The sequence below is a fragment of the Rhodococcus sp. WAY2 genome (assembly GCF_009859915.1).
GTDB classification, from domain to species: Bacteria; Actinomycetota; Actinomycetes; order Mycobacteriales; family Mycobacteriaceae; genus Rhodococcus_F; species Rhodococcus_F oxybenzonivorans.
Window position 1 is genome coordinate 1 of record NZ_CP046573.1, and the last position, 23,923, is coordinate 23,923.

Sequence of the window (23,923 nt, forward strand, 5' to 3'; positions counted from 1 at the left end):
CCGCGGCGCTGCTCCCGGTGCTCCGCACCGGGAGACGGGGGCGAGTCGCTCCGCTCCCCGCCAGGGAGCCGCTTGCGCGGCTCGCAGTGGGTCGATTCCCGTTGCCGTCGATCGAGTCGCTTCGCTCCTCTGAGTTTCCGAGATTGCGTTCTCACCTGTGCTTTTACTCGTCACGTTCGATCCGGTCCCCCACACCCCAACGAGGCCGGGGAGGCGTGCGGGAGCGCCCGACACGCCGCCCACTCGCCTTCCCGCACCGCTCCATGTCATACCCACAGCATACCACCCACCCCCACACAACCCAAAACAGTTGAAAATCCCAAAACACCCAAATCTGTTGATCAACAAGGGATTCCGAACCTTACAACCTGACGTTCGTGCACAACACACGTAAACACTTACTCATCAACTGATTAACGAATCATGTTGTAAATCAACATCTTTCAAAACCGGCTCAAACCCGGACGAAACAGACACCCACGCGCCCGCCGGCACCCCGACGCCGGCACTCCCCCGACACGTCGCCGGCGCCCCACATCACAAACCGGGGACATGTCATCACACCAGGTCACAGCACCATCACACCCGGTGAACCGACCCGTCACCCCTAGCCTGGAAAGCATGGGAGAACAGACATCGGCACAGAAACTCGACCCCGCATGGGTGGACGAGTTCGCCGAGCGCTGAGGCAACGCCTGGAACGCCCACGACCCCGCACAGGTCCTCAAGCTACTCACCGACGACATCGTCTACGACGACTCCGCCTGGCCCAAGACCATGCGCGGCAAAGCCGACGTACGCGAATTCCTCGACCACGGCTGGCGCGCGTTCCCCGACCTGACCTTCGAGCTGATCGCCGGCCCGCACGTGGCGAGCGACGGCCCACGAGCCGCCTACTGGTGGAAGGCGACCGCCACCCACCAGGGCCCCATCGACCCACCTGGCATCCCCGCCACCGGCAAACACATCGAATTCGACGGCGTCGACATCCACGAACACCGCGACGGCAAAATCGCCACACTGCGGATCATCGTCAACATGAACGACATCGCCATACAGCTGGGCATGCTCCCCGCGCCCGGGAGCACCGCAGAAAAAGTCATAGTCGGCATACACAAACTCAGATCCCGCCTCACCCGCTCCTGAGCCGCCGCACATCCCCTCAGTCCGGGACGTGTCATCTTTCCAGGTCAGAGGGCTCGCCCAGGCGGCGGTTCTTGCCGTCCATCCACGCGATCACATCGAACACCCGCAGTGCCGAGATCTCTTCGGGGAGGCCGGCCTCCTCCCGGATCGACAGCAACCGGCGGTGCAGCGCTGCGTCGTCGGCGCGCAGCGCCTCCCGAACCGGGTTCAGATGTGCTCGCTCGGTGCCCAGGACCTGACTGACCACCGAATCCCAACCGGGGGCGTTCGGTGGCGGAGGGATCGGCATGTCGATGATCCACGACGCGGCCACCCTCGAGACTGCCTTCGAAACGGCGACCACCCGGGCGCAACGGATGTTCGGCTCCCCGACATCCTGCTCGAGAAGATGATCCGACCGGCCCGCCACATCGTCCAGATCCTCGGCCTCGACGACGGTCGTGTCATAGCTCTCGGTGAACGAGATTGTTCGGCGCAGCGACGCTTCCAGAAGGTCGTCGAGGAGACCCCGGCCGGCCGCCTGACCGCGTCACTTCGCGCACGCCTGCTGGCCGCCGGGGTCGCAGCGGGCCGGGCCGTAGGCTACCGCGGCGCCGGAACGGTGGAGTTCCTGCTGGACCCCCACACCGACGAGTTCGTGTTCCTCGAGATGAACACCCGCCTACAGGTCGAACATCCGATCACCGAGCTGGTGACCCGACTCGACCTCGTCGAACTGCAGTTGCGGATCGCCGCTGGAGAAGCAGTCAACCTGACCTGGCCGACCGTACGAGGGCACGCGATCGAGTTCCGAATCTACGCCGAGGATCCAGTGCGCTTCCTTCCCACTCCAGGGCAGATCGAGACCTGGGTACAGCCTGAGGATCCCTGGGTACGCGTTGACAGCGGGTATGGCGCCGGAACCGACGTCACGCCCTACTACGCTCCGCTCGTCGCGAAGCTGTGTGTCCACGGCGAGGACCGCGCCCAGGCGGTCCGACGCTCGATCCAGGCCTTGGACGAGTTCCAGATCGCTCCGATCACGACCAACCTCGAAGCCCTGCGACGCATCGCTTCCTCTGATCGGTTCACTGCCGGCGACTACGACACATCAAGTCTCGACAATTCGGCGCTCTGAATGGAGGGCCGCCTTCACTCACACGGCTCAGCGTCGCTGACGGTCCCTCCAATCAAGGATGGCATCCGTATGTCATCGGCTACGCACCAGAAGGAGGTCGTACTCGCGGCTGCCGCGGCCGGGATCCCGGCGAAGATCAGCGTCGACCTGGACGGGCTCAAGAAGACCGTGGCCGCCTGCCGTCCCGCACGAACACGATCAGCGAGCCTGGAGGTCGTGGTGACGATAGCCGCGGCAGCTCATCATCCGGGCTGGCGCGCTCCTTCGCTGGTCGGAGAGTCTCATCTCCCCTGTTCAGAGGACGCTTCCTGCGAGGTCAGGACCCGACCGAAACCAGACGCTCGAGGCGGCCCTGGGGACGTCGTCACGCACCGACTCAATCAGCGCGTCCTCGTCTGCCAGAGCCGTGTCATCGCGCAAACCGGCACGGCAACACCGGGTCTCACCGCATTTCTAGCTTCTAGCGGAGACCGGGGATGCATAGGCGCAATGCCTCAACACCGGAACGACCGGGGATGCCGAAGTGCGAGCATGGAACTCCCCACAATCACGACCGCCGCCCGCGATCGGGACCGAGCCCGGTTCCCTGGTCGCCACCATCACCCTGAACATCCCCTTCATCACCACATTCCGACCGGAGATGGGTATGGGGAATGTTCCCTGACCTGGGAAGGTGGGCTGACTTCGGCCGCCCTGATGGCGTGGCGAAAATTCACGCCAGGCCCCCGGTGACTCCATCGCGGCGACAGCCACCCGACTGCTCGCGATCTGATGCCCCACTCATCTCGATCTGCCTCCGCAGGCAAGCACACCGAGCCCAATTCGTAAGCCCACGAGACGTGCAAAGACCGTGGTCATTGACCGGAGATACACAAGATCGAACGACTTCACGTTCGGGTTCGATCAGCGTGTCCTCGCCGTCGATGCTCACGAGGACGAACACCGAGGCACCGTCCGCGAGCACTTTGACGCGGACACCCAAATTTGACGGCCCAGCCTTCCTCCAAGGGACCTGCCGCCGCAGGTCTACACCCCATTCTGGCCGAGCAGTCGACTGTCGGACGAATCACCGTCGCACTGCCTTCGAATCGGCGGATCCAGACTGCCCTCACACGTTCGACGTCGAGGCCGAGACGCCGTTCCCCACGGCTGCCGGGCTCACTGCCCCGGTCATCGTGCACACCGTCGACGCGGCCTCGGGCCGTCCACGCTATCCGCGGCCAGCGGCGCCCGCCGAGTGCGCCGTGCGATCTTCTCGACCGTCGACTCCACCCGGCCGGAACTCGGTACCGGCGACAAGTCCGGGTATTGGGGCGCAATGAGAAACAGTGGTCACATTCGAACGAGCCCGCACGAACGGCGCCAAGTTGATTAGGCAGCTACTGAGTGACAGTTTTGGGTGCCATTGAAGTCCGAAGCAACCGGGTCCTTCGATTGCTTCGACTACACCGGCTGGACTCCATACCGACGCGTGCAAAGAGCCGGTATCTGAGATGGCTTGGTGATGCTCCTCCCGGTCAGTGAGGTAGCGCGGCTGAGCAGCCAACCCGAGCGCCAGCGCCGACTCGACCGCGATGGGATCTGTCCACCGCTGTGCGGGGAATTGAAAGGTCTCAGTGCTCGCGAACTGCGAAAAAACGCCATCAGAGAACCCTGACGGCTGGATACCCAACGCTTGGTTGAGCCGACCCCACATTCAGCGGGTGGGGCGCCGACGAGGAGGGTGAGGACCGCTGCGGGGGTCATCGCCGTAGGAGCCGGCACGCCACGGAATCGGTCCGCGGGCCGTTCAGCGGAACAGATCCGCTCGAACCGCATCTGGAGTATAAGACCGCACCTGGCGTACACTGCCGTGACGCGAGTCACAATATGTTTGCGTAGGTCGGTGCTCCCGCGCGGGGAGACCACAGAGGTAGAGGTGATTTCTACATGTCGGCGGAACCCCTTGCACATTGCTCTCAGTTCCGTACCGGTGACCTCGATGTGATCCGCGATGTCGGCGGGCGTCTACTCGTTCCGCACAAGGTCAAGGCCTCAGGTGCAGTTTCTTCGGATGCCCGTATGAACGCGGCCAAACTCGGCAATACGACTCTGGCGTATCTGAGGTACGAATCTCTTATCACGCTGGAGGCGCCGACGACAGAAGCGCTGTACTTTTTCACGCTGCCGCTCACCGGAAAGGCGGAAGCTCAGCGGGGCAAGCACGAGACCGCTCCGTCGACACCGTCCCTCGGCGTGTCGTTTCGGGGCGAAGACCCCTCGATGATCACCCTCAGCCCCGACTACAGCATGATTTTCGTACGCATCGAGCGCCACGCTCTGGAACGGCAGCTCGAAGGTTTGCTGTGCCACGAGATCAAGGCGCCGCTGTGCTTCGACTTCAGCATGGATCTGACCTCCCCGTCACTGCGCACCTGGGTTGACAGTGTCAGGCTGTTGCAAGCTGAGATGGAACGCGACGCAGAGACGGGTCACGAGCCGCTGCTGGTCGCACGAATCGAAGAACTGGTGATGACCGGCTTACTGGTCGGCCAGCCGCACAACTATTCCGAGCTGCTACTCAGCACACACGGACCTGCTCGGCCGCGTGCAGTGAAGCAGGCGATCGACCTGCTCGAACAGCAGCCGGACGAACCATGGTCGATGTCGGATCTCTCTTGTGCGATAGGGGTCAGTGCCCGGACACTGCAGGACGGTTTCCAACGCTACGTCGGTGTATCCCCGACCTGCTATTTGCGTGAGGTCCGCCTTCAGCGTGTGCGCGAGGATCTCAGCAACCCGGCGTTGCGGACGTCGGTCTCAGATACTGCGTACCGATGGGGATTCGCGCACCTCGGTCGGTTTGCTGTGGCCTATCGCAACAAGTTCGGCGAGGCGCCCTCGGAGACACTACGCAAGTCGGCATCGAAAGAATCTCCATCACTGACGAGGTAAAACAAACCAGGGTCCACCGACGTAGGCTCCAGCGATGAGCGGACCGCGGCAACGCCGTCACCACCCGCAATGCCCGACTGGCGGAGTTGCATTCGCTGTTCGCCTACGCCGCTTATCGTCATCCGGAACATGCCAACACGATCTGCCCGCTTCCTTGCCATTCCGCCGAAACGACACCAACGCACCGACGTGACCTACCTGACGACCGCGGAAAGCTTCGCACTCCTGGCCGCACCCAACCGAACCACACAGGCCGGGCGACGCGACCACGCACTATTGCAGACCGCGGTGACAACCACCGGGATGTTTTCGGAGTTTGACCGATCTGAAGATCGCCGATGTTCATCTCGGGTCCGCCGCGGACGCCGTTTGTCGCGGAAAGGGCCGGAAGAATTGAAGCACACTGCTCGATCGGCAAACCGTGGACATCCTACGCAGGCAGATCGATAGCCGCGCAACCGGATTCCCGCTTCCTACCCGGAGAGACCGAAACACGGATGAGCCGTGACGCAGTGGCGGCACGCTTGACACGACACACCGCAACCGCCGCCGACGCATGTCCGGGCCTGGCCAGCAAACATGCCACCCCAGCAAATCCTGCGCCACACCGCTGCCATAAAGTTGCTCGAGAGGCCGGCCGACTGCTGTTCTGCGCCGAGGCGGCGGATCGAATGGATCCCGCACCCGGCAATGGAAGACCAAACTGGCCGCCCTCGCCGCGCGCACCTGGCCGACGAGCACCGTCTGCCACCTAGCCCCCGGGGCACCAGCGAATGGAACCAGATCGAACACCGCTGGTGCTCTCGCATCTCCATGAACTGGCGCGGGCGCCCCCTGACCAGTCACGAAGTCATCGCCACCACCACACCGGATTGGCTCTAAGTCTAAGTATGGGCGGTCATCCGATTGATGGCCGGTTGGACACTTCCGATAGAAATGCGGTGTCGAGTTGGGGCCATGCCGATGGGTTGTGCTCATTGTCCGTCAGTAGGTTCCTTGCGAGTGCGGGTATCTGTGGTCCGCCCTCAACGAGGAACTGCTTGAGCCCTAGTTCGGCGGATTTGCTCACTACAGGTGCAACGACTTCCTTGGCCGAATCGACTCGGCCCGCCGCAAAAAGGCAGGAAGCGAGCAGCATTTGGGCCTGGAGTTGCGCTCTCCTCCGCTCGTGCGGGATTCGCTGCGCGTGTGCCGCCGCGCGAGTACACGCGAGAGCGACCTGTTGAGGGGATCCGTCGTGAAGCAGCAGACGTATCGAGGAGTCTTCTCGAAGTTCCTCGGTAATCACGACGATGCCATCGTGTTGCGGGGTGTGCTCGAGAGATCCGGCATCGGCGGATTCGCTTCGGGTTCGCACGGCGAAACTGCCGGAGGCATCGACAAGGCCACACCGTATCCGTTCGTTCTCGATCCGCGCTGCCAGGCGCGGGAGCGAAAGCGACGCAGAAATCCCGGCTCCCTCGTCGAGGCGTCGTGCGGCGGCGTCGATGTCGCCGCGTAACGCCTTTATCCGTGCTCCGGTTCCGTAGGTGATCAGCATGATGTCCACTACCCCGCCTTCGGAGCCGAGTTGATGGCTTTCGTCAAGGAGGTGTTCGGCGTCGTCCAAGTTGCCGCGCTCGTATAGCAGCTCGCCAAGCGCCGCGCCGGCAAGTCGAATGGAGTAGTTGGATCCGGCCTCTCGCGCCAAGCGGAGCGCCTCACGAAAGAAGCCCTCAGCAGCTGGGATGTCGAGCTGTTCGCGTGCGGCGATGCCAGCAAAGAAAAATCCGTACCACACAGTGAACGGTCCGCTGGTTCGCTCGTGGTAGGGCAAGGCCCATTCTTGCCAGCGGCGGGCCGAGTCGAAATCGAACCTGTAGATCGCCTCGAAGGAGGCAACATTAGCAGCGGCGGATACGACGAATGGCCGCAACGTTTCCGGCCTGGTCAAGCACTCCGATGCCCGCTCGAACAGCCCTTCCACCCGGTCGGCAAACAAGTCACCCACGGCTTGGACGAGGGACGCCTCCAGCATCTGGTCTTCGGCGTCTGTCGAGTGCGACCCTTCACGCGTCAGAGCCGACTTCACGGATTCCAACGCGGCGTGGGTGGCCTCGGGTCGATGGTGCAGCAGGACATGAGCCCAGCCGAGTAGGATCTGTAACCGGGAACGGGCTGATACCACGGCCTTTGGTAGCTTCGCGATCAACCCGAGCAACGTGCTCATCTGTGAGTGCTCGATGAGCTCCATTCCGTGCGCCTCGATCAACTCGGCGGCCCGTTCTCGATCCCCCGCTTTGAGCGAGTGGTCGACCGCTTCGCTGAGCAGCGCGTGATCGGCGAACCACAGCGCCGCTGTGCGATGTAACGCGGAAACTTGATCGGGATAGTCACATTCGAGTCGGCGGCGGAGGAAATCGGCGAACAGGTGGTGATAGCGAAACCATTCTCTTTCCTCGTCGAGCGCTCGAAGAAACAGGTCGCACTCTTCGACCTCTTCGAGAAGAGCTTGGCAGTGCTCGAGTTCGGTCAACGCTGCTGCCAGGCCTGCACAGATCCGCTCGGTAATCGATGTGCGCAGCATGAAGTCGAGTAGCCGCGGTTCGAGTGTGCTCAAAACGTTTTCGGCCAGGTATTCGGCAATGGCGCGATGGCGACCCGACAGATGGCTGATGAGCTCGGCCGGGTCCTCGAGATTTCGAAGCGACAGCGATGCCAGTTGCAGGGCAGCGACCCATCCGTCGGTTGATTTTCGAAGGTCGGCGACCTCGCGGTCATCGAGTGCCAGACCACACAGGTCGACCAAGAATTGGTGCGACTCGTTGAGGTCGAAACGTAAGTCAGCGGAATCGATTTCGACCAGTTCGTCGGCTACCCCCATGCGGCTCAACGGCAGGCCGACTCGGGTTCGGCTCGTCACGATGACTTGCAGGTGGTGACAGCCATTCTCCAGCAGGAACTTCATCGCACCAACGGTCTCGGGATCGGAGATCCGGTGCCAGTCGTCGATAACAACCGCGAATCGCTCTCGCGTAGAGTGTATTTCGTTGATCAGTGACGTCACAACGTATCGCTCAGCTTCGTCACCATGTTCTTCAAGTTCTTGTCGTAGCTCCGACGCCAAATTAGGTCGTACCTGTTGGATTGCTTCGACCAAATGCCCCAGAAACCAGACGACGTTGTTGTCGTCATTGTCGATGCTGAACCAGGCAACCGAAACGCCCTCGGCGATGAGGACGTCGCGCCACTGTGCGGCCAGGGTGCTCTTGCCGAATCCCGCTGGTGCGTGAATCACGATCAACCGTTTGCGTTCGGCAGCGCGCATCCGGTCAATCAATCTCATGCGCCCGATGAGGGCACGCGCGGCGGTGGGTGGCCGAAATTTGGTTGCGACGCTGGGGGGTGCGGCCGCGGGCGAACGTGGGACGGGGCTCGAAGCATGGCTGATCGGCGGTTTCCCGCGCGGGGAGGCTTCGCGGGAATCCTCGTGGGAATGCGGCTGGTCGACGTCCTGGTCGAGGGCCATGTCGTCGAGGCGGTGGCCGTGGCGGCGTTGGATATCGCGGAGCTGATTGCCAAAGTCCGCAGCCGATGCCGGTCGATCCGCTGGCGTTCGCGCCATCGCACATTCGATGGCGCGAACGAAATCCCGAGGGAACGCCCCTTGGAGGTTGGGCACCGGCGCGGAGACGACGCGCAGAAACTGTGCGACGACGTCTTCGCCACTGTGGCGTTCGAGGGCCGCATGGCCGGTGACGAGGCAAAACAAGGTGGCGCCGAGGCTGTACACGTCAGATGCGACGGTGGGACGTGCACCGGTGAGCACTTCCGGGGCGGTGTAGGCCGGCGAGCCGACCACTGCTCCGGTTGCGGTCTCGAACGCTCCCGTGATGCGCGCGATCCCAAAATCGGTGAGCTGCGGTTCACCGTATCCGGTGAGCAGGACATTGCCCGGCTTGACGTCGCGATGCACTATGCCGAGGCGGTGGGCAGTCTCGAGTGCTCCGGCAAGTTTTACTCCTATCCGTAGCGCTTCGGTCCAGTCGAGCGGACCACCGCGGTGAATTCGCACCCGAAGGGAGTCGCGACGGTGATAAGGCATCACGATGTACGGACGACCACTGATGGTGACTCCGGCCTGAAGCACTTCCACGACGTTGGGGTGTCCAGAGAGCTGAGCCATTGCTTTTTGCTCCCGGACGAATCGCGCGCGGCTTTCGGCATCGAGGTCCGCAGAGAGAACCTTGACCGCCACGACTCGATCGAGTGATCGTTCCCAACATCGGTAAACGGTGCCGAATCCGCCACGGCCGATCTCGTGCGCCTCCTCGAACCCCTCGGACTCGAGTTCGGCACCGACTGCATCGGGACCCTGGTCGCGCTGAGTGTCTTCGGGCTTGGCCTCGGACATGGGCAGTTCGATTCGTGGCGGGGGGACGGAGGTCTTCCGCTTCTCAGTCATGTCCGCAGGTGCCGCCGAGTCGGCGGCACAAGCTCGGTCACAACATTGAAGTCTACAGCGATTGTGATGCCAGACACACCGCGCCGCTGTCGGTTCATCGCCGCGCGGACTCGACGTGGCCGTCCCGTCCCGTCGCGGGCCGCAGCGCGCGGAGTTCCGGAGCGGGATTTGTCAGTCGCCGGCAGCGACGAGCGATGTGCCGGTGTCCTGAGCGTTGTACATGCCATCCGGTAACGGAAGCGCGTAGGTAACCAGGACGCCGAACAGGAAGACGGGTGCCAGCCCGATGGGGAGGTTCTGCGCACCGTGCTTGTTGGCTCCGAAGTCGGTGCCCGGTTCTTGGCGAAATTCGAGGCGAAGTAGAACAGCAATGCCCTTGTGGGCCGCCGAGGAAGAACTACTGCTCATCGAGGGAAGTCGCAGCGTGCTGCCCGCGGAGATTCTCGTGGCCGTCCCTCACGTGGCGGCCGGGCCCGCGATCGGTGGGCGACGTGTCGTCGACAAGTCAGTTGTGGGTGGGCGTGATTCGGGACATGCTCACGATTACCGGAGTGGCCAAGGTGGTCGTCGACGAGTGCGATGCGTCGGCGCCTGCCGCGTAGCGCTGGTCATCCCAGCCACAGCGTCGAACCGCCCGTCGACTTCGATGCCGCAGCTCTTCAGCTAGCGGTACAGCGACGAACGCGAATCCCGAGGCTTTCCGCGGCCTGCACGCGGCTCCCCGGCGGCGTCACGTAATGCCTTGGACGATGGTGTCTCGCACGATCGACTCGAGTGCGGTGCGGGTCCTGCCCGAGAGCTGATCTCCGCGACATCCGGTTCGAACGCGACCATCAGGACCTGATTCAGGCTTGTGTGACGCGTCGGATTGGGGAACAGGTCGGCAGTCGAGGTAGGCCGAGCGCAGCGCATGGAGCTGCTCCACCGTTCCCACCAGACCCCGAGAACGCACCCAGCGCATGAAGTGGGGGTGAGTGCGCAAGTGCACTCACCCCCATTTCCGCCGGCCAATTCCTCCTCGCAGGAAGCGGCGAGCGTCCTTTCCCGGGCCTCGGATAAATACGACTCGGCTCGCGCAGTGCCAGCCCGGGCACGTCGGCGGTCACCAAGACCGTGCCGGGGACGAGGGACCAGAGGGTCAGGGCGGTCGTGGCCACGTCGGAAGTGGGAATACTGGCGGCCAGCTGAAGCTCCTGACGTTCTCTTCGATCGATGCCGCTGACGAGCCCCTGGAAGCGGGGGAGCGCGGTGTTGAGTGCTCCGACGCCAGCCGTTGCTCGGACATTTCTTGGATGACGTTCATGCCAGCCCGCACAGCGACCGCGCCGGCGTTCATGACGATCGAGGCGAAACGCCTCTGTGAGCTTGTCGGTTGCGTGATCCTTCTGAGGAACCGACAGCAGGAGGGGCGCGATGCTGAAGACCGCGCCGACGGCCGGGGCCGTGGCCGTGGCCGTGGCCGTGGCCGTGGCCGTGAGCAGCGCCGCATGTGCGAGAGATGTCCGCTTGCCGCCTCGGACGATCAGTGCTCCGCCCGCGACAACGACCAGGACCGCTCCTGGAGCAGAAAGCTCGTCGGAATCTGATCGGCACTGCGGAAGTTCGCTGCCTGTGTCTCCACTCCGGCTACCAGCACCTGGAACATCGGCAGGATCGTGTCAAGCTGACCGACACCGGTGGTGACCTGTGTAAACTTCTCCCACATGTAACTCTGGAACTGTTCGGGCGTGATCGCCAGCGCGCCGGGGAGGGCGGGAAGTGTTTCGGTTGAGAGTTGATCGGCCATCGCCTGGATCGTGTTCATGTCGGTGCGCGTTTGGGCTAACGCCGCCGATTCGCAACAGGTCCGCAGGCTTCCCGTGAGCTATTCCACTCCGGTCTTCGACGGCATGGCTGTCGAGAGGAAGCGGAAACGGCACTAAACCTTGTGCGGCAATCACCCCAAGGGCCGAGTTCTTTCGCCGGCAGTGCCGATCGCCCATTCTTTGAGGTCTGCTCCGTAGCCACCCCCTGTAGTTCGGAATACTGCCCGGATCGTGTGCCGCACAGAGTGCCTGGGGTGAGATGAATTGCGGCGTCTAATCGACGGTATGACATCGGCTGGGTTCGCGTATCAGTTGCCTGCGGGGAACTTCACCATTTCTGCTGTTCTCGCGTGGGCGCCATCAGGACGGTCGACGACATCCAGAGCGGCGCAAGAGTACTTCCCGTTCGCATATTCGCGGGGTGTGACCGAGTATCGGCGCTTGAACTCTGCAATGAAGTGGGAGGCGCTCGAATAGCCCACGGCGCGTCCCACTTCGCTCACCTTGTTGCCGGATCCGGTGATGAGCATGCGTCGCGCAGCGTCCAGCCGCTCGGATTTGAGGAACTGGTAGGGACTGACTCCGATCGTCGCACGGAAGGTATGCGCAAACGCCGACTCACTCAACCGGACCTCACGCGCGATGTCGCTCACGGTGATTGATTCAGTGAGGTGAGACCTGATGTACTCGATCGCCACCCGCGTAGGATCGGCGGCGGAATCGCGTGAGGCAACCTCCAGCGGATCCTGGCAGCAGGCGATCTGCATAAGGCGATACACGATCTCCTGCAAATAGATCGGCGCGAGCACTCGCTCGTCCAAATCGTCATCGAGAGCTCGAAGGAACCGCAAAACAGAGTGGAGAAGTCGTGCATCCACACTGAAGGCACCGCTGCACTGATTGCCACTGGTACGGCCACGCCGGGCTACCGGCACCGCCGCAGCATCGCTGACCAAGACATTTGTCGACATGCGGCGAATGATCGCCGCGTCGATCTGCAGAAACATCGCGAGGAAGGGGTTATCGGTGGAGGCCGCGACTACGTCGACCGCAGAGCACAGACGGTCCGTGAAGACAACTCCCTCGCGGGGGCCACAACCGTGAGCGATGCGACCGATGTCCACGGACAGCCGTCCCTGGGCGACGAGACCGAAGGTGACACCATGGGCCGGCCCCCACGAATACGGTCCCGGCGCATCGAACCGGCAGACGGTCAGCCCCGGCCGCACCTCCCGGGCCCCGACCCCACCTGCCCAGCAATTCAGTTCGACGAGGAGATCCTCCATTGGCATCGTTTGGGTCACACTGTCCACGTCTGCGCCTTTCGTCCGAAGCGGTAGAGATTCGGCGCGGTCACTTCCGATCCGAGAAGCGGCGTGCGGCGAGCTGCATCGCCTCCCCCACCGTTGCGAACGGTGAGGCATACGAGCGACCCATCGCGGCAAGGTCGTCGATGCTCATCATCGTCACGCCACCGCTGCCGGTGTCCGTAGGCGTCGTCAGGTTATCGACGTGCTCACCGGTGTGCATGGCGTCGTAAAGGGGTGCGGTCATCCGGACCCGATTGCGGTACGCCGGATGCGTGGTGACATCCATCACGCGTTTCCCGCACGACCAGATCCCGCGGTCGTCGCGCAGCGACTCGATGTACACGTCTATCTCGCCCCGGCTGTCACGTCCTTCCTCGGTCATCGGGCGCGACGCGAAGTTGGCGGTGCCGTTGGCTTCGCAGTCTGCGGCGGTATTGACCTTCGTGCGGTCGACGGTGCTCTCGGGGCCTCTTCGGTGGTGGTCATGATGTTCCCTTCTGTCAGGACTACGAGGCAGCCTGGACGAGCTGCAGATGAAGCGGAGGAACGGTGCGGCGGCGTCGAACCATCCGCTGAAGGGGTCGTCGAGGCAGCCGTTCCACGCCGTGGTGCCCGAGACGGCACCGAAATCGTGGAAGGTGATGCGGTAAAATAGCAGTGTCCTTGGTCGTGTCGGCGGGACCCATCGATGATCATCGCCGATGAAGATGACGTGGTCACTGCGGTCATAGGAAGCCCTGGGCGTCAGCGTCGCCGCATTGCCGGACAGTGCAGGAGCGATCGGGCGCCCGTGTCGATCGAGTCCGACCATCCGGGTGCGTACGGCATCGACATCCCCTGACCGGTCCCATCGTGTCCGTCACCGGCGGCAGGGAAGTGATCTCGACGTCGGAGCTGGCGACAATCTACCGCCCGGCACCTGTTCGACAGAACTATCGGCCGCAATTACCCGACCATCACCAAAGCGCGCGATATCTGCCCGGCCTCGACGCGAAAGACCCAGTGGAACAACCCGACATGAGAGGTCGGATGATCAACCACGACCACACCCCATCCTATGCCGCACACCGAGACTCGCAGCGACCAGAGCAGTGAATCGGTGTATCAGGCTTAGCCACTCACCCTGCGGCACAGTACAGGCTCGGGTTTTGCGCCGCCCTACGAGGTTGGTCGGCGTGACGTGCCGAGAACTCTGCCCTCCTCTTCTCCGGGGGATGTGTTGGCCGCAGTCCTGCGGCCTGATGCCGTCAAGAAGCACGGACCGCTATCCTACGTTTGTACGCATCGGCGCCGCCGTTGCCGTCAGGCCGAGCTACGGTGTGATCAACGCTTTGAGGAATCCTTCTTCACGCGTAGTGAACTGTTCAGCTGTAGAAGGTAATTCGGACAGACCTACGCGATGCGTGAGCACCGCGGTCGGATCGATCACACTGTTTTCGATAAGCTGCATCGCATGCCATTGGGCGGTGCGCGCATTGGCGAATCCGTTGAGCACCAACCTTAGGTTCTTGAAATGCATGTCGAACAGTGACACCGGGTGATCGCGCTCGAGGTAGACGCCACCGCCGCTGATCGTTCCGCCGGGCCGGGCGAGAGCCACCGAGAGATCGAAAGCGTCACCGCGGCCAGCAAATTCAACTACTTTGTGCACTCCGAGTCCTTGTGTTGCATCGAGGACCGCCTGGATTGACGTGTCTACAGCATCCGCGCTGGCATCCATCGGCACCGCACCGAGTAATTCGGCCCGTTTGCGGCGGAAGGGCACGGGATCGAACGCGTACACCGTTGCGTTGGTATGACGGCGGACCAGGTCGAGTGCCAACAGGCCCGTTGCCCCGCAACCGACGACCGCGACGGTATCGGTCAGTTCGATCCCCGCAGCGTGTACCGCTATTGCGGCTGCCGGCAGGTTGCATGAGAGGAACGGAACGACGTCATCGGGGAGCGAGTCGGGAACGTGCTCGAGGTGGTCGTCTGCCAACGGTGAGCGTACATACTCTGCGTGGCTTCCCCCCAGGTCTCCGAATGCTGTGCCGAAACCGTAGATCGCCTTGCCTGAGGTCAGGCAATGCGCGGTCTGACCTACCCTGCAGGACGCGCAGCGACCGCAGCTAACCGAGTAGGGAAATGTCACCCGGTCCCCGACGGCGAAGCGGTTGACGGCTGACCCGACTTCGACCACTTCGCCGCAGATCTCGTGCCCTAGCGTTGTGTGACCGGGCGCAACAAGTTCCTCGACCTCGCCGTTGTAGAGGTACAGATCGGATCCGCACATGGATGTGGTGATCATCTTGATGATGACGTCCCCGGGCTGTTCGATGCGTGGATCGGCCAGCTCCTCGATCCTGACGTCCTTGGGTCCGTGGTAAACGGCTGCTCGCATGTCTGCCTCCCTTCTCGGGTAGTGAGTTGACTTACCCGAAACGGTCGTAGTGGATGGTGTCGATTGATTGGCCGCCTGTACTCAGTAGCTTCAGGACTGCGTCTACCATCGGCGGCGGTCCGGCTAGGTAAATCCGCCCACCGGCGAGGCTGTCGGCATGTGCAGCGAGCGCGTCGGTGACGTAACCGCTGGACGTTGAGACGTCCGCGGACGGAGTCGATGAGCAGGTGCGAAGGTGGCCGTCGGGCAGTCCCGCCAGGAGGTGGGCCAGTTGCGACCGACCGACCAGTTCGGTGACGGAGGTTGCGCCGTAAAAGGCCCGCACGGGACGGGGGTCGTTGGTCGCCGCCAGTTGGTGCGCGAGGGCGAGTATCGCCGACACCCCTGTGCCGCCGGCAATCAGAAAGATGGGCCGCTCGTCCTGGCGTAGCCACATGTCGCCGTAGGGCAACTCAATGGGAACAACCGACCCCAGTGGCAGCGAGAAGAGACGTTCGCTACCTCGACCACCGGCGTAGCGCTTGGCGATGAACTCGACGTGACGTTCTCCGGACGTGGCCGCCATCGAATAGCATCGCCGCAGATCCGGTCCGAGTTCGAGAACCGCGAATTGGCCTTCTCGGTAGTCTGCCGGCCGATCGAGCCGGAAACGGAACCGGCGGATGTCGGGAGCGAGCTCATCCACCTGCGCCAAGTGCGCGGTGTAGTCGCCGGTGCTGAGATGAGTCCGCGGGGAATCATCGGTCCGGGTCGCCTTGACGACAAGGTCTGAGCCGGCTGCGCTTTGGCACGCCAGGATTCGTCCTCGCCTGGCGTCCCGCGGATGAATCGCTGGTGCAGTGTCGAAGAGCGTGTCGGTCTGGCCCTCGATGAGCGTGAGCTTACAAGTCCCACACGCTCCCCAGCCGCACTCGAATGGCAGCCAGACGCCGGAGCGCCGGGCAGCGGCGAGAATGCGCTCACCCTCGCGGATTTCGAACTCCCCACCGCCCGGCGTCACCCGTACTCGATAGGCCGCTGTCACGGCTCGTTGTCCCCGGACGGCACCATGAGGCCGCACGCCTGCAGGTGCTGATGCTGTGCGGATGCGACTGCCTCGGTCAGGTCGATGGCCGCCAATGGCTGTGGCGCCTTCTCGAACATCTGACCGAGATTACTGACGGCCTCGAGCATGAGCGGTTGCCATTGCGCGACCCAGCCGGCGAGCACGTCCGCCAGCTGCGGGTCACGCTCGAGGGAGTACCGGACGAGGGCGGCTGACCAGGTCTGACTGCGAGTGCTGTCTTCGCCGAACTCTGTGAAGAGCATCCGCAGGAAATCGTCCCCGTTCTCCCCGGCCAGAGCCGCGAACTGCACGTTGAACACCGTGTCGAGAAGTGGCTTGATCACGAGGTTCAAGGCCGCAAAGCTTTCGCCCCAGTCGTACGCGATCAGGAGCCGTTCCAATGCCTCGCGCGTCGGCTGCCACAGGGGATCGTGTTCCCAGCTGGTCCGCGCGACGTCCGTTGATGCGAGCCGGTCCCCGTGGGCGTTCGCGAGAACCTTCGTCCAGTAGGCCACGCGCTGAATACGGCGCATCTCATCCGCGGCCTGGAAGTTGGCGCAGTTGGTGATGAAAGATGATGGTGCCATCTGGCCTACGTACAGTCCCGTCATCTGCAGGATGTGCAGCGGAAAGCGTAGTGGTACGAGTAGCCGTTCGAGCGTCGCCACCCACTCCGGAGTCAGGCCCCGGGCAGACTCAGCGTGTTCGTGTTGGTCGATGAGTTTGTCGACGAACACTTCACGCTCGTCCTGCAGTGCGACGTAGTCCTTATAGGTGAGTTTGTATGGGTCGCGGAACTGCTCCCAGTCTTCTACCTGGAATGGTGATCCTTCCCGGTGCTGCAGATACCAACCATTGAGGGGCATTCCTGCATGTTCGAACGGTTGCGGATCGCGACGGAAGTGGGTGTGAAACTTCGATGTGACGACCTCGTACGGAGACGGCTTGCGTCGCACATCCCCCAATAGGCTCCATGTCTTGGGTTTGGGCTTGATCCGCGCGTTGGACGCCATCTCAATCTTTCCTTTCCAGAAACCAAATGATCTCATCGTCTTTGACCTGCTTCATGCGACCGGCGAATCCGCTCAGTGCTGGTTCGAGTTCCACCAGCGGAAAGGCGCGACCGAGTTCGCGCTCCAGGCTGAGTTGGGTGAGCCGGCAGTACTCGGGTACTTGAATGCGGACGTACCCTCCCTCATCGTGAACCTGGACATCGGAGTCCGGGTTGTCAGCGATGATCGCTTCCGCAACGGCATCGGCCAGGTCCATGTCGAGTCCGCGCATGAGCGGTCCCACCATCTTGAGTGTCACGTCTGTCATTTCCGCCTTCTAGCTGTCATTCGCTCGGTTGTGATGTCGTACGCCGTCGCACGGTATTCCGACTTGGATCTGTTCATCGGCGACGCGGACGGGGAACCGGTAGAGCCGGCAGCCTGTGGGGTTGAGCCCGTCTCCAGTTCGCATGTCGAACTGCCAGTGATGTCCGGGACATTCGAGGACACCCGATTCGTCGTTCCAGTTCCCGTCGGCGAGCAGCACTTCCTGGTGCGGGCACATGCCCTGGAAAGCCAGGATCTCGCCACCGGCGTGGTGCACCAGCAGAACCTGCTCCCCGTGCAACTCCACGTCGATGATGTCGCCTTCCCACAGTTCACCGAGTTCGAGTGCGTCGGCCCATCCGACCTCGACGTCACTCATCGATACCCCACCTGCAGCACATCGAGTGGGGCCACCCCCGCATCGGCCACGGTGTCGGTTTCCGCTAGTACGTGGCCGTGGAACCGGACTTGCAGAGGCCCGGACTGGGGAGCGACGCGCCGGCCGGCGGCGTGGTGTGCCACCTTCTCCGCGATGACTGACATCGGGTCCGCGTCGTCGACCGGTATGAGCATGACGACGAAGTCATCGTCGAATATCCCTTGCACAGGAAACAAAGCCATCTCGAGCACCCTTCCTTCAGCTGACGCGGCCGCTGCCGGGTTGCCCGGCGAACGCCCACGCGTAGTTCGTTGCGTCCTGTCCTTGTTCCTCCGGCGACAGGCTCATGTATTCCAGGGCGCCGTCGATAGTCGGTGGCTGGATGACCCCGCTCAAGAAGCGATCGATGATCGTAAGTTGCCCAGCGAAGCGCTCCGGGTTCTGCTCATAAACCCACTTGCATGGTTCCGAACAGAAAACGAGGCGCCGATCGTCCGTGTCGACCATCAGCGGCTCGGGAGTGTCCAACTTGCCGACTAGGAATCCGGCTGGGTTGACGAGCGGGATCTGGCACATGTTGCAGACCATCGGAAACGTCTCTGGCAGTGTGAGTTCGGTCTTGCCGGCGCGGACGTTCTCCGTGATGACGTCCCATACCTTGCCGAACGTATCGTTCCAGCCGGGGTACTTCTCCTCGAGCCATACGCGTTCCTCGGGCGAGACACCTGCATCAGGGTTCCACCAGACGGTCGGTCGCCACGTCCATACGCCAAGATGAATGCCGTGGTGATACCAGTCCAACTCCTCGAGGAAGTAGTCCTTCCAATACCACGGAACCTCGAGCCCGAAGTCTCGGAACTGATCCATGAACTGTTTGATCACCATCTCGCTCATGAACTCCTTGAACGAATGCTTGCGGTGCTCGAGGGGCGTGTAGTAGTCCATCGACAAACCGGTCAGCAGAGCGAAGATATGCCAGGTGCGCCAGAACATATGATCGACGAGCTTTTGCGCGACGTCCGCTCGGCCGTTGGCGATGAGGACCTTGATCGTCGGTTCCCCCTGCTGCGCATGCCGGGCCTCGTCCGTCTGGATAGACGAAATCAATGATGCGAAATCGACGTCGCCGACCTTCATCGCGTCGGCAGCCATGCCGAGGAACTGCAAGTTCGTGAATCCGGTCTCGAAGGTGAAGGTCAGCTGGATGGCCGTGGATACAGCGTCATTAGCCGTGAACATGTCGTCGAAGAGGCTGCGTGCGGCGATCGCACCCCATTCGTTCGTGTGAAATGCCTTGTGCGCCCAATCTGCTCGAGGTTCCTTCGCCAGCAGTCCGTGGGGAACGAAGGTCTGGATTTGGCCGTGCCTGGTCTCGTCGAGCGTCCCGTAAGTGGCCATGTTCCGCCACGCCGCACAACGGCCGAACCGCCCCATGCGGGCTTCACCGAGACCGGCGAGATACTCGGGAACTGCGATGGCACCGTAGTGCGCCAGGATCGCCGACTTCCAACCGGGGTCGAGGCTTTCGTACATCGCCGACCGGGCGAGGATGGAATTGACCGCGTATACAGATGTGTCCTTGTCGACCTGATTGTGGACGTACTCCGGGTATGTGATTTTGTACGGTTCGTCCCAGATCCACCACTTCTCCGCCGGTACCCCGTAGCTGTTGGACTGAATCTGCGGCCACACCTGATCTTCCTCGACATATCGGAGTGTCCAGTTCATGTCCCGCGTTAGGTCGTACCATTCGGATCGCGCCAACTGTGGCATGTTGTCTTCCTTACCCTTCTTCTTGGTGTGCGGACCGGCCGCGGCGAAACCCGCGCGGCCGCTGTGGGAGTCTCATTGCCCGGGCTCGGGTGCCCTGCATCGGACTCGCAATGGTGATGTGAAAGAGAATTCGTCGACACAGATCCGGCGGATTGAGACGTCCGAGATACAAAACGCCGAGCCAGGCTCTTCCGGTGTGATCGAGAGGCGAATCAGCCAAGACCGCGCCTCTTATTCTATAGCGAATCATTCTCTGCCACAAGTAGTTTCGCAAACTGTTGCTGTATTCGATTCTCGTACGTGCGCCACTGTCGAATCAATCGCAGCAAGGGGTCCGCGGGGCGATTTCAGTCACCCGAGGTGACCGAAATGCGCACTCGGCAGTTCTCGCCGATCCGATCCCGCCTATCCGAGCGTTCGACGTATGACGAAGGTGTGCAGCACAACGAGCGTCCCGTCCCAGAGGCGGGATGGCCGAATAGCAACCTCGGCCTCGCCGATGGGGACATTGTCGTCCACGACCAGCGAGAACTCGCACCGATCGTATCCGGGCGCGCTCACGCATATCTCGATCACATCGGTACCGGCACACGAACCATGCGCCAATATCTCGAAGCCTCCCTCAGGCTCGGCGTCGAGAAGTACACCCCACACGCCGACAACGGCGCCGGTCACCGCGAGACCATCCTCGCCGACAATCTCACCCGCCAGAAGGAGTTCAGTTGTCCCGATGTCAAATTCACGCATCGCGAGCGCCACGGGAGAGACGAGATGTGTGGCGCTCTCCCCGGGGGGCTCGACGCTGATGACGACCATATGAATCCTCCTCCTTCTCCGGGCGGTCGGCAGTCCTACCGAGTCTGAATCACTGCCGGAATACCGGTAACGCACATAAATCACGCCGATTACGCAGGTACACCGAATAATTCGCAGGCTTCGGCAGTCGCGCCGCGGATCGGCATCCAATCACGTGACCGTCATCGCACGTATCAGTCCTCCGCCGTCGAGCAAGGCCTCCGCGGACAGCACATGGTTCCGGACCAGGCGGCCCCCGCCGTTCAATAGATGCGTTCTGCCTCGATCCATGACCGAAAGGGGCGTTGGTGTGCCGGCGCAGCGTTTTGTACCGTGGCTGGGCTCGACGAAATATCGCCATGACGCTCGACCTTCTTTCATAGCTACTTCCCATCGGAGTCTCGCTCCTGTTGGCAAGACGTTAGATGCATCACACGTCGGCGACTGTCCACCGTGCGCAGAGACTGTCCGGATCGCGCAGAGACTTCGGAATCGCGCGGATTGGCGTTTACTACGTTCGTAGTATGGGCTCGCGACGGCGGTTGCCCGTATCGCCTTCGGCAGTCGGCGACGGCAAATCGGCCGAGGTTGTCGGAAACCCAGCGGTAGGCCACATCGGCGACCGCATCGTGGAAATGGTGCAGACTTGCTGCACTATCGAGCTACCGGCGTCTATGGTGGTTCAGTCGAGCTGAACCTCCAGTAGTGGCGCAAACCCGGCCTCTGTGCCACAGGTCGACCCGGGTTGTCGCCGTTGTATGCGCTCCGTGACGGCCGGTGCGGCGGCCTTCGTAAGAAATCTTACTGAGGTCGACAACAGTTGTCCTCGACCCGGTCGACGCCCTGCGAGTCCTCCCCCAGCCATCCGCGGCAGGATCAGATCAACAGCCGATTGCTCTGCGGCGGTCGCTGTGCGCACCTCGGCGCCCACTGCACCGCCAAGTCAGTTCGATCATTCCTGGTCCCAGTACGACGCTCCATCCTGTGGACCGTCGTCCTCGTATAGAGGCCACCCACCGAGAGTGGCGCCGCTCAAAGTGAGAATCGCGGTGAAGAACTTCTCCAAGAAGAGCATGGAAATCTGCTTTCTGTTCGATTGTGACCATCTGTGTGACTATTACCGTGATGCGCCGCCGCACGCGTGCGACCGCGATGCTTTACCGGAGTTGGCAGCGGGAATCCCCTGCGCCGTCCCGGTCGCGGAAAGCGGCCCCTGAAACTGGTGGACTTCGGATCGGTGAACAATTGCGTTCAACGTCAACGAGTCATGTTGCTCTTTAGGATGTTTCGAGTTTCGCGGTCGACGACTCCACCGTGGAGTGTTGCACGGCGACGGGTTCCTTTGCGCCGATGACCCCCGGCGCCGCGATCCACGGTGACCTTCCCTGTGGTGTGGCCACGAAATCCCTCTTTAGGACTGAGGAGGTGACGCCAGCATCATCGGCCGTTTCCCGGGAAGCACCATCCTGCCGCCGAACCCCTGATGTCGGCTCACCCGTAGTGGAGTCGTGTCAGTTTCCGATGACCGGCAGGATCAGCGCGATCCTCAGTTTCTGGTCGATTGTTTGTCCGAGCGCGAGTGATTGGTCCAGCAGGGGCGCCAGGGCTTGGACTTTCGCGTCCGCGTCCGCCAGGGTGTGCACGATTTGCCCCGCTGGAACGGCGGCGGCATTGGCCTGATCGGTTGCCGATGCACCTGCGTCGATGATGCCGCCGAGTGGGGCGTCCGCGGACTTCAGGGCGTCACCGAGAGCCTGGAGTTGGGTGCCGAGATCGCCGAGGGTCTGGTCCGCGCGGGTGAGGGAGTTGAGCACCCCGACGACTTCTGGAAGGCCCTGGTTGATGGCGGCGTTCGCCGGAGGCAATTCCTTCGCCCCGGACAGTGCGTCGTTTGTGGTCTTGTCCACGATCTTCGCTTGATTGACACCGTCTTTGAAGATGTCGTTGGTGATGCTCAAGTCTCGTGTGACGATGAGAATGCCGCATAAGAGTGCGATGGTGAATGCCAGGGCAATCGCCCAGGAGAGCCGAAACATGGTGTGTGTTCTGCCTTTCACTCGTTCCGTGTCATTTCCTGACCAGTCCGAGCGTTACGGGGTGGGGGTGGTCGCGACGCCGAGAGGGGGGAGGTTCAGGGAGTTGACCGGGGGCCCGACTACCGCGAGCAGCGGTCCGAGTTCCTGGATGTGCCGGGCTTCTTCTTCGACGTTCGCGAGCGTCGCGGCGATGGCGGTGGCCTTGGGGCCAAGGGTTCCCAGGGTGCCTTCGATCGTGGTCAGTCCGGTGTTGATGGCCTCGAGTTGCGTGGTGACCGAGCCGACGGCGGTCGACAGTCCCGCCACCGTCGGGCTCGCTTGGTTGGCACGGCCGGTCACGTTCGCGACCAGGCCCGGCAGGGGCTCCGCGATCGTGCTGACGTCGCCGGTGGAGGCATTGAGTGTCTTGGCTTGTCCCGTCAGCTCTCCGGCCTTGGTGGTCAGGCCTTCCAGGTCGTTGGCCAGCGGGTCCAGTGCCTGGATGTCTCCGGCGAGCTGGGCGTGTTTGGGGACGAGAATCGACGTCAATGTGTCGAACTGGCCGGCGGAATCGATGACCTCGAGGCTCAGCTGCGACGGTCGTCCCAGGGGGTCGACGACGTCGTCGAGTCCGGGAAGGAACCCGTTGACGGCGCAGAGCAGCACAGCAGGCGCGAGCCCCAGCCCGAGCACTACCCCGAGCCATGCCTTCTTGGTGATCATCAGTTCCCTCCCGGTGCTGGAATGAAGGCTCCCTGTTCGGGCACCAGCGCGAGTTTGTTCGTCGTCCGCGCCAGCTCCGCGTTGAGTGCATTCACAAGATCGATCGCCGTGGTGAGCTCGTTGTTCACATCGCTGACGGTGGTGTTCGCGTCCGCCGAGATTTGATGCAGCGACGCTGCGGAGCCCTGCAGCGTGGTGGCGACAGTCTCGAGCTGTCCTGCGATCGCGGTGTCGCCCTGCCCGGCGGCGAGCAACGCCCGTGCGTCCGGCAGCAAGGCAGCCAGGTGATCGACGTCGGCGGCGGTGGCGGTATTGAGCTGGGCCAACACCCCCGCCAATTCATCGAGTTGCTTGTGTGCCGTGGCCGGGGCGGTGAGATCTGCCCGTTGGGCGAAGTACTCGTTGGTCAGCCGGAAGTTGTCCACGATCGTGCGCGCGCTGTCCTGCACGAGCTGACCCTTGTGGATGGCCGCCAACACCAGCCCGAACAGGACCACGGCCAGCACCGCGGCGAGGCGGCCCATCCATTCGGTTGCGATGGCGAACCCGGTGGAACTCGGTGTCGCAGTGGCCGGTATGTCCAGTCGGTGGGGCAGTACGCCCTTTCGGTAGGGCAGCGCCGATGCCGGGATATCGAGTCGCTGAAGTCCGGCCAGGCCTCGGCGGGGGTACGCCTCGTCCGGTAAGTCGGTGCCCTGCTGCATGTCACGTCCAGTCGAGAGTAGGTACAGATCG

General features: G+C 62.6%; 22 protein-coding genes and 2 pseudogenes. 6 read left to right on the top strand and 18 right to left on the bottom strand.

All coding sequences use genetic code 11. The annotated features are described in order from the left end of the window. Positions 1–744: 744 nt before the first annotated feature. The gene (locus GFS60_RS29935) at positions 745–1,146 is read left to right on the top strand and encodes an ester cyclase (RefSeq protein ID WP_236603657.1); all 402 of its coding nucleotides are present in this window, start codon (positions 745–747) and stop codon (positions 1,144–1,146) included. 31 nt (positions 1,147–1,177) lie between these two features. Here GFS60_RS29935 and GFS60_RS39350 read toward each other — a convergent pair whose 3' ends face one another. After that, the gene (locus GFS60_RS39350) at positions 1,178–1,555 is read right to left on the bottom strand and encodes a DUF6308 family protein (protein ID WP_236603546.1); all 378 of its coding nucleotides are present in this window, start codon (positions 1,553–1,555) and stop codon (positions 1,178–1,180) included. Here GFS60_RS39350 and GFS60_RS29945 point away from each other — a divergent pair. The 3 genes and pseudogenes from GFS60_RS29945 to GFS60_RS29955 form a co-directional block, all read left to right on the top strand. Beyond that, a complete protein-coding gene (locus tag GFS60_RS29945) occupies positions 1,535–2,263 on the top strand; it encodes an ATP-binding protein (protein ID WP_236603547.1) in 729 nt (242 codons plus the stop codon). The two genes, GFS60_RS39350 and GFS60_RS29945, sit on opposite strands and share 21 nt — an antisense overlap. 1,929 nt (positions 2,264–4,192) lie before the next feature. After that, positions 4,193–5,197: an AraC family transcriptional regulator gene (locus GFS60_RS29950; RefSeq protein ID WP_159927687.1), complete on the top strand. Its 1,005-nt coding sequence runs from the start codon at positions 4,193–4,195 to the stop codon at positions 5,195–5,197. Between the two features lie 661 nt (positions 5,198–5,858). Next, positions 5,859–6,061, top strand: a pseudogene (locus GFS60_RS29955) (ISAzo13-like element transposase-related protein); the annotation flags it as partial. A gap of 34 nt (positions 6,062–6,095) precedes the next feature. Here GFS60_RS29955 and GFS60_RS29960 read toward each other — a convergent pair. The 5 genes and pseudogenes from GFS60_RS29960 to GFS60_RS29985 all read right to left on the bottom strand — a co-directional run. After that, entirely contained in the window at positions 6,096–9,590 is a 3,495-nt protein-coding gene (locus GFS60_RS29960) for a serine/threonine-protein kinase (RefSeq protein ID WP_159929017.1), read from the bottom strand. A gap of 222 nt (positions 9,591–9,812) precedes the next feature. Then, the gene (locus GFS60_RS29965; RefSeq protein ID WP_159927688.1) at positions 9,813–10,049 is read right to left on the bottom strand and encodes a hypothetical protein; all 237 of its coding nucleotides are present in this window, start codon (positions 10,047–10,049) and stop codon (positions 9,813–9,815) included. Between the two features lie 1,114 nt (positions 10,050–11,163). After that, entirely contained in the window at positions 11,164–11,427 is a 264-nt protein-coding gene (locus tag GFS60_RS38735; protein ID WP_201453673.1) for a hypothetical protein, read from the bottom strand. Positions 11,428–11,754: 327 nt separating this feature from the next. Next, a complete protein-coding gene (locus tag GFS60_RS29980) occupies positions 11,755–12,870 on the bottom strand; it encodes an AraC family transcriptional regulator (RefSeq protein ID WP_328799837.1) in 1,116 nt (371 codons plus the stop codon). A gap of 37 nt (positions 12,871–12,907) precedes the next feature. Continuing rightward, positions 12,908–13,242: pseudogene (locus GFS60_RS29985) on the bottom strand (4-hydroxyphenylacetate 3-hydroxylase N-terminal domain-containing protein); the annotation flags it as partial. A gap of 202 nt (positions 13,243–13,444) precedes the next feature. Between GFS60_RS29985 and GFS60_RS39355 the strand changes: the two are divergent. Then, entirely contained in the window at positions 13,445–13,597 is a 153-nt protein-coding gene (locus GFS60_RS39355) for a hypothetical protein (protein ID WP_236603549.1), read from the top strand. Positions 13,598–14,068: 471 nt separating this feature from the next. On the opposite strand, the gene GFS60_RS29995 is transcribed toward GFS60_RS39355, so the two are convergent. The 8 genes from GFS60_RS29995 to GFS60_RS30030 all read right to left on the bottom strand — a co-directional run bounded on the left by GFS60_RS29995 (position 14,069) and on the right by GFS60_RS30030 (position 20,471). After that, on the bottom strand, positions 14,069–15,139 hold the full coding sequence (locus GFS60_RS29995) for an alcohol dehydrogenase catalytic domain-containing protein (protein ID WP_159927690.1): 1,071 nt from the start codon (positions 15,137–15,139) through the stop codon (positions 14,069–14,071). A 31-nt stretch (positions 15,140–15,170) separates the two neighbouring features. Next, on the bottom strand, positions 15,171–16,163 hold the full coding sequence (locus tag GFS60_RS30000) for a 2Fe-2S iron-sulfur cluster binding domain-containing protein (protein ID WP_159927691.1): 993 nt from the start codon (positions 16,161–16,163) through the stop codon (positions 15,171–15,173). Further along, positions 16,160–17,197, bottom strand: coding sequence for an aromatic/alkene monooxygenase hydroxylase subunit beta (locus tag GFS60_RS30005; protein WP_159927692.1), 1,038 nt, complete (start codon positions 17,195–17,197; stop codon positions 16,160–16,162). Before GFS60_RS30005 ends, GFS60_RS30000 begins: the two co-directional genes overlap by 4 nt. A 1-nt stretch (position 17,198) precedes the next feature. After that, positions 17,199–17,504, bottom strand: coding sequence for an MmoB/DmpM family protein (locus GFS60_RS30010; protein ID WP_159927694.1), 306 nt, complete (start codon positions 17,502–17,504; stop codon positions 17,199–17,201). 9 nt (positions 17,505–17,513) lie between these two features. Then, complete coding sequence (locus GFS60_RS30015; RefSeq protein WP_159927696.1) at positions 17,514–17,882, bottom strand: Rieske 2Fe-2S domain-containing protein; 369 nt, start codon at positions 17,880–17,882, stop codon at positions 17,514–17,516. After that, on the bottom strand, positions 17,879–18,124 hold the full coding sequence (locus GFS60_RS30020) for a toluene-4-monooxygenase system B family protein (RefSeq protein ID WP_201453674.1): 246 nt from the start codon (positions 18,122–18,124) through the stop codon (positions 17,879–17,881). Before GFS60_RS30020 ends, GFS60_RS30015 begins: the two co-directional genes overlap by 4 nt. A gap of 16 nt (positions 18,125–18,140) precedes the next feature. After that, positions 18,141–19,655 carry a toluene monooxygenase gene (locus GFS60_RS30025; protein ID WP_159927698.1) on the bottom strand — a complete coding sequence of 505 codons (1,515 nt, stop codon included), beginning with the start codon at positions 19,653–19,655 and terminating at the stop codon, positions 18,141–18,143. A 405-nt stretch (positions 19,656–20,060) separates the two neighbouring features. Continuing rightward, complete coding sequence (locus tag GFS60_RS30030; protein ID WP_159927700.1) at positions 20,061–20,471, bottom strand: hypothetical protein; 411 nt, start codon at positions 20,469–20,471, stop codon at positions 20,061–20,063. A gap of 1,001 nt (positions 20,472–21,472) precedes the next feature. On the opposite strand from GFS60_RS30030, the gene GFS60_RS30035 reads away from it, so the two are divergent. Next, positions 21,473–21,667, top strand: a complete 195-nt coding sequence (locus GFS60_RS30035; protein ID WP_159927702.1) for a hypothetical protein — start codon at positions 21,473–21,475, stop codon at positions 21,665–21,667. A 60-nt stretch (positions 21,668–21,727) separates the two neighbouring features. Here the strand turns inward: GFS60_RS30035 and GFS60_RS39970 are convergent, their stop codons facing one another. From GFS60_RS39970 to GFS60_RS30050, 4 genes are all read right to left on the bottom strand, one after another. Next, positions 21,728–21,850 (bottom strand): hypothetical protein, encoded by a 123-nt coding sequence (locus GFS60_RS39970; RefSeq protein ID WP_268962626.1) that lies wholly within the window; start codon positions 21,848–21,850, stop codon positions 21,728–21,730. A 111-nt stretch (positions 21,851–21,961) separates the two neighbouring features. Next, complete coding sequence (locus GFS60_RS30040) at positions 21,962–22,486, bottom strand: hypothetical protein (RefSeq protein ID WP_159927704.1); 525 nt, start codon at positions 22,484–22,486, stop codon at positions 21,962–21,964. 54 nt (positions 22,487–22,540) lie between these two features. Then, positions 22,541–23,188 carry a hypothetical protein gene (locus tag GFS60_RS30045; RefSeq protein WP_159927706.1) on the bottom strand — a complete coding sequence of 216 codons (648 nt, stop codon included), beginning with the start codon at positions 23,186–23,188 and terminating at the stop codon, positions 22,541–22,543. Beyond that, positions 23,188–23,892 carry a hypothetical protein gene (locus tag GFS60_RS30050; RefSeq protein ID WP_159927708.1) on the bottom strand — a complete coding sequence of 235 codons (705 nt, stop codon included), beginning with the start codon at positions 23,890–23,892 and terminating at the stop codon, positions 23,188–23,190. The genes GFS60_RS30045 and GFS60_RS30050 overlap by 1 nt, the downstream gene beginning before the upstream one ends. Positions 23,893–23,923: the final 31 nt, after the last annotated feature.

What these genes read in the sequence shown, in the direction of transcription:
- GFS60_RS29965 (WP_159927688.1), bottom strand. Translation starts at nt 10,049, where the DNA reads ATGAGCAGTAGTTCTTCCTCGGCGGCCCACAAGGGCATTGCTGTTCTA.
- GFS60_RS30050 (WP_159927708.1), bottom strand. Translation starts at nt 23,892, where the DNA reads ATGCAGCAGGGCACCGACTTACCGGACGAGGCGTACCCCCGCCGAGGC.
- GFS60_RS30025 (WP_159927698.1), bottom strand. Translation starts at nt 19,655, where the DNA reads ATGCCACAGTTGGCGCGATCCGAATGGTACGACCTAACGCGGGACATG.
- GFS60_RS30045 (WP_159927706.1), bottom strand. Translation starts at nt 23,188, where the DNA reads ATGATCACCAAGAAGGCATGGCTCGGGGTAGTGCTCGGGCTGGGGCTC.
- GFS60_RS39355 (WP_236603549.1), top strand. Translation starts at nt 13,445, where the DNA reads ATGATCATCGCCGATGAAGATGACGTGGTCACTGCGGTCATAGGAAGC.
- GFS60_RS30005 (WP_159927692.1), bottom strand. Translation starts at nt 17,197, where the DNA reads ATGGCGTCCAACGCGCGGATCAAGCCCAAACCCAAGACATGGAGCCTA.
- GFS60_RS29950 (WP_159927687.1), top strand. Translation starts at nt 4,193, where the DNA reads ATGTCGGCGGAACCCCTTGCACATTGCTCTCAGTTCCGTACCGGTGAC.
- GFS60_RS29945 (WP_236603547.1), top strand. Translation starts at nt 1,535, where the DNA reads ATGATCCGACCGGCCCGCCACATCGTCCAGATCCTCGGCCTCGACGAC.
- GFS60_RS30020 (WP_201453674.1), bottom strand. Translation starts at nt 18,124, where the DNA reads ATGGCTTTGTTTCCTGTGCAAGGGATATTCGACGATGACTTCGTCGTC.
- GFS60_RS30015 (WP_159927696.1), bottom strand. Translation starts at nt 17,882, where the DNA reads ATGAGTGACGTCGAGGTCGGATGGGCCGACGCACTCGAACTCGGTGAA.
- GFS60_RS29995 (WP_159927690.1), bottom strand. Translation starts at nt 15,139, where the DNA reads ATGCGAGCAGCCGTTTACCACGGACCCAAGGACGTCAGGATCGAGGAG.
- GFS60_RS38735 (WP_201453673.1), bottom strand. Translation starts at nt 11,427, where the DNA reads ATGGCCGATCAACTCTCAACCGAAACACTTCCCGCCCTCCCCGGCGCG.
- GFS60_RS29960 (WP_159929017.1), bottom strand. Translation starts at nt 9,590, where the DNA reads ATGTCCGAGGCCAAGCCCGAAGACACTCAGCGCGACCAGGGTCCCGAT.
- GFS60_RS30040 (WP_159927704.1), bottom strand. Translation starts at nt 22,486, where the DNA reads ATGTTTCGGCTCTCCTGGGCGATTGCCCTGGCATTCACCATCGCACTC.
- GFS60_RS30010 (WP_159927694.1), bottom strand. Translation starts at nt 17,504, where the DNA reads ATGACAGACGTGACACTCAAGATGGTGGGACCGCTCATGCGCGGACTC.
- GFS60_RS30030 (WP_159927700.1), bottom strand. Translation starts at nt 20,471, where the DNA reads ATGGTCGTCATCAGCGTCGAGCCCCCCGGGGAGAGCGCCACACATCTC.
- GFS60_RS29980 (WP_328799837.1), bottom strand. Translation starts at nt 12,870, where the DNA reads ATGCCTCACCGTTCGCAACGGTGGGGGAGGCGATGCAGCTCGCCGCAC.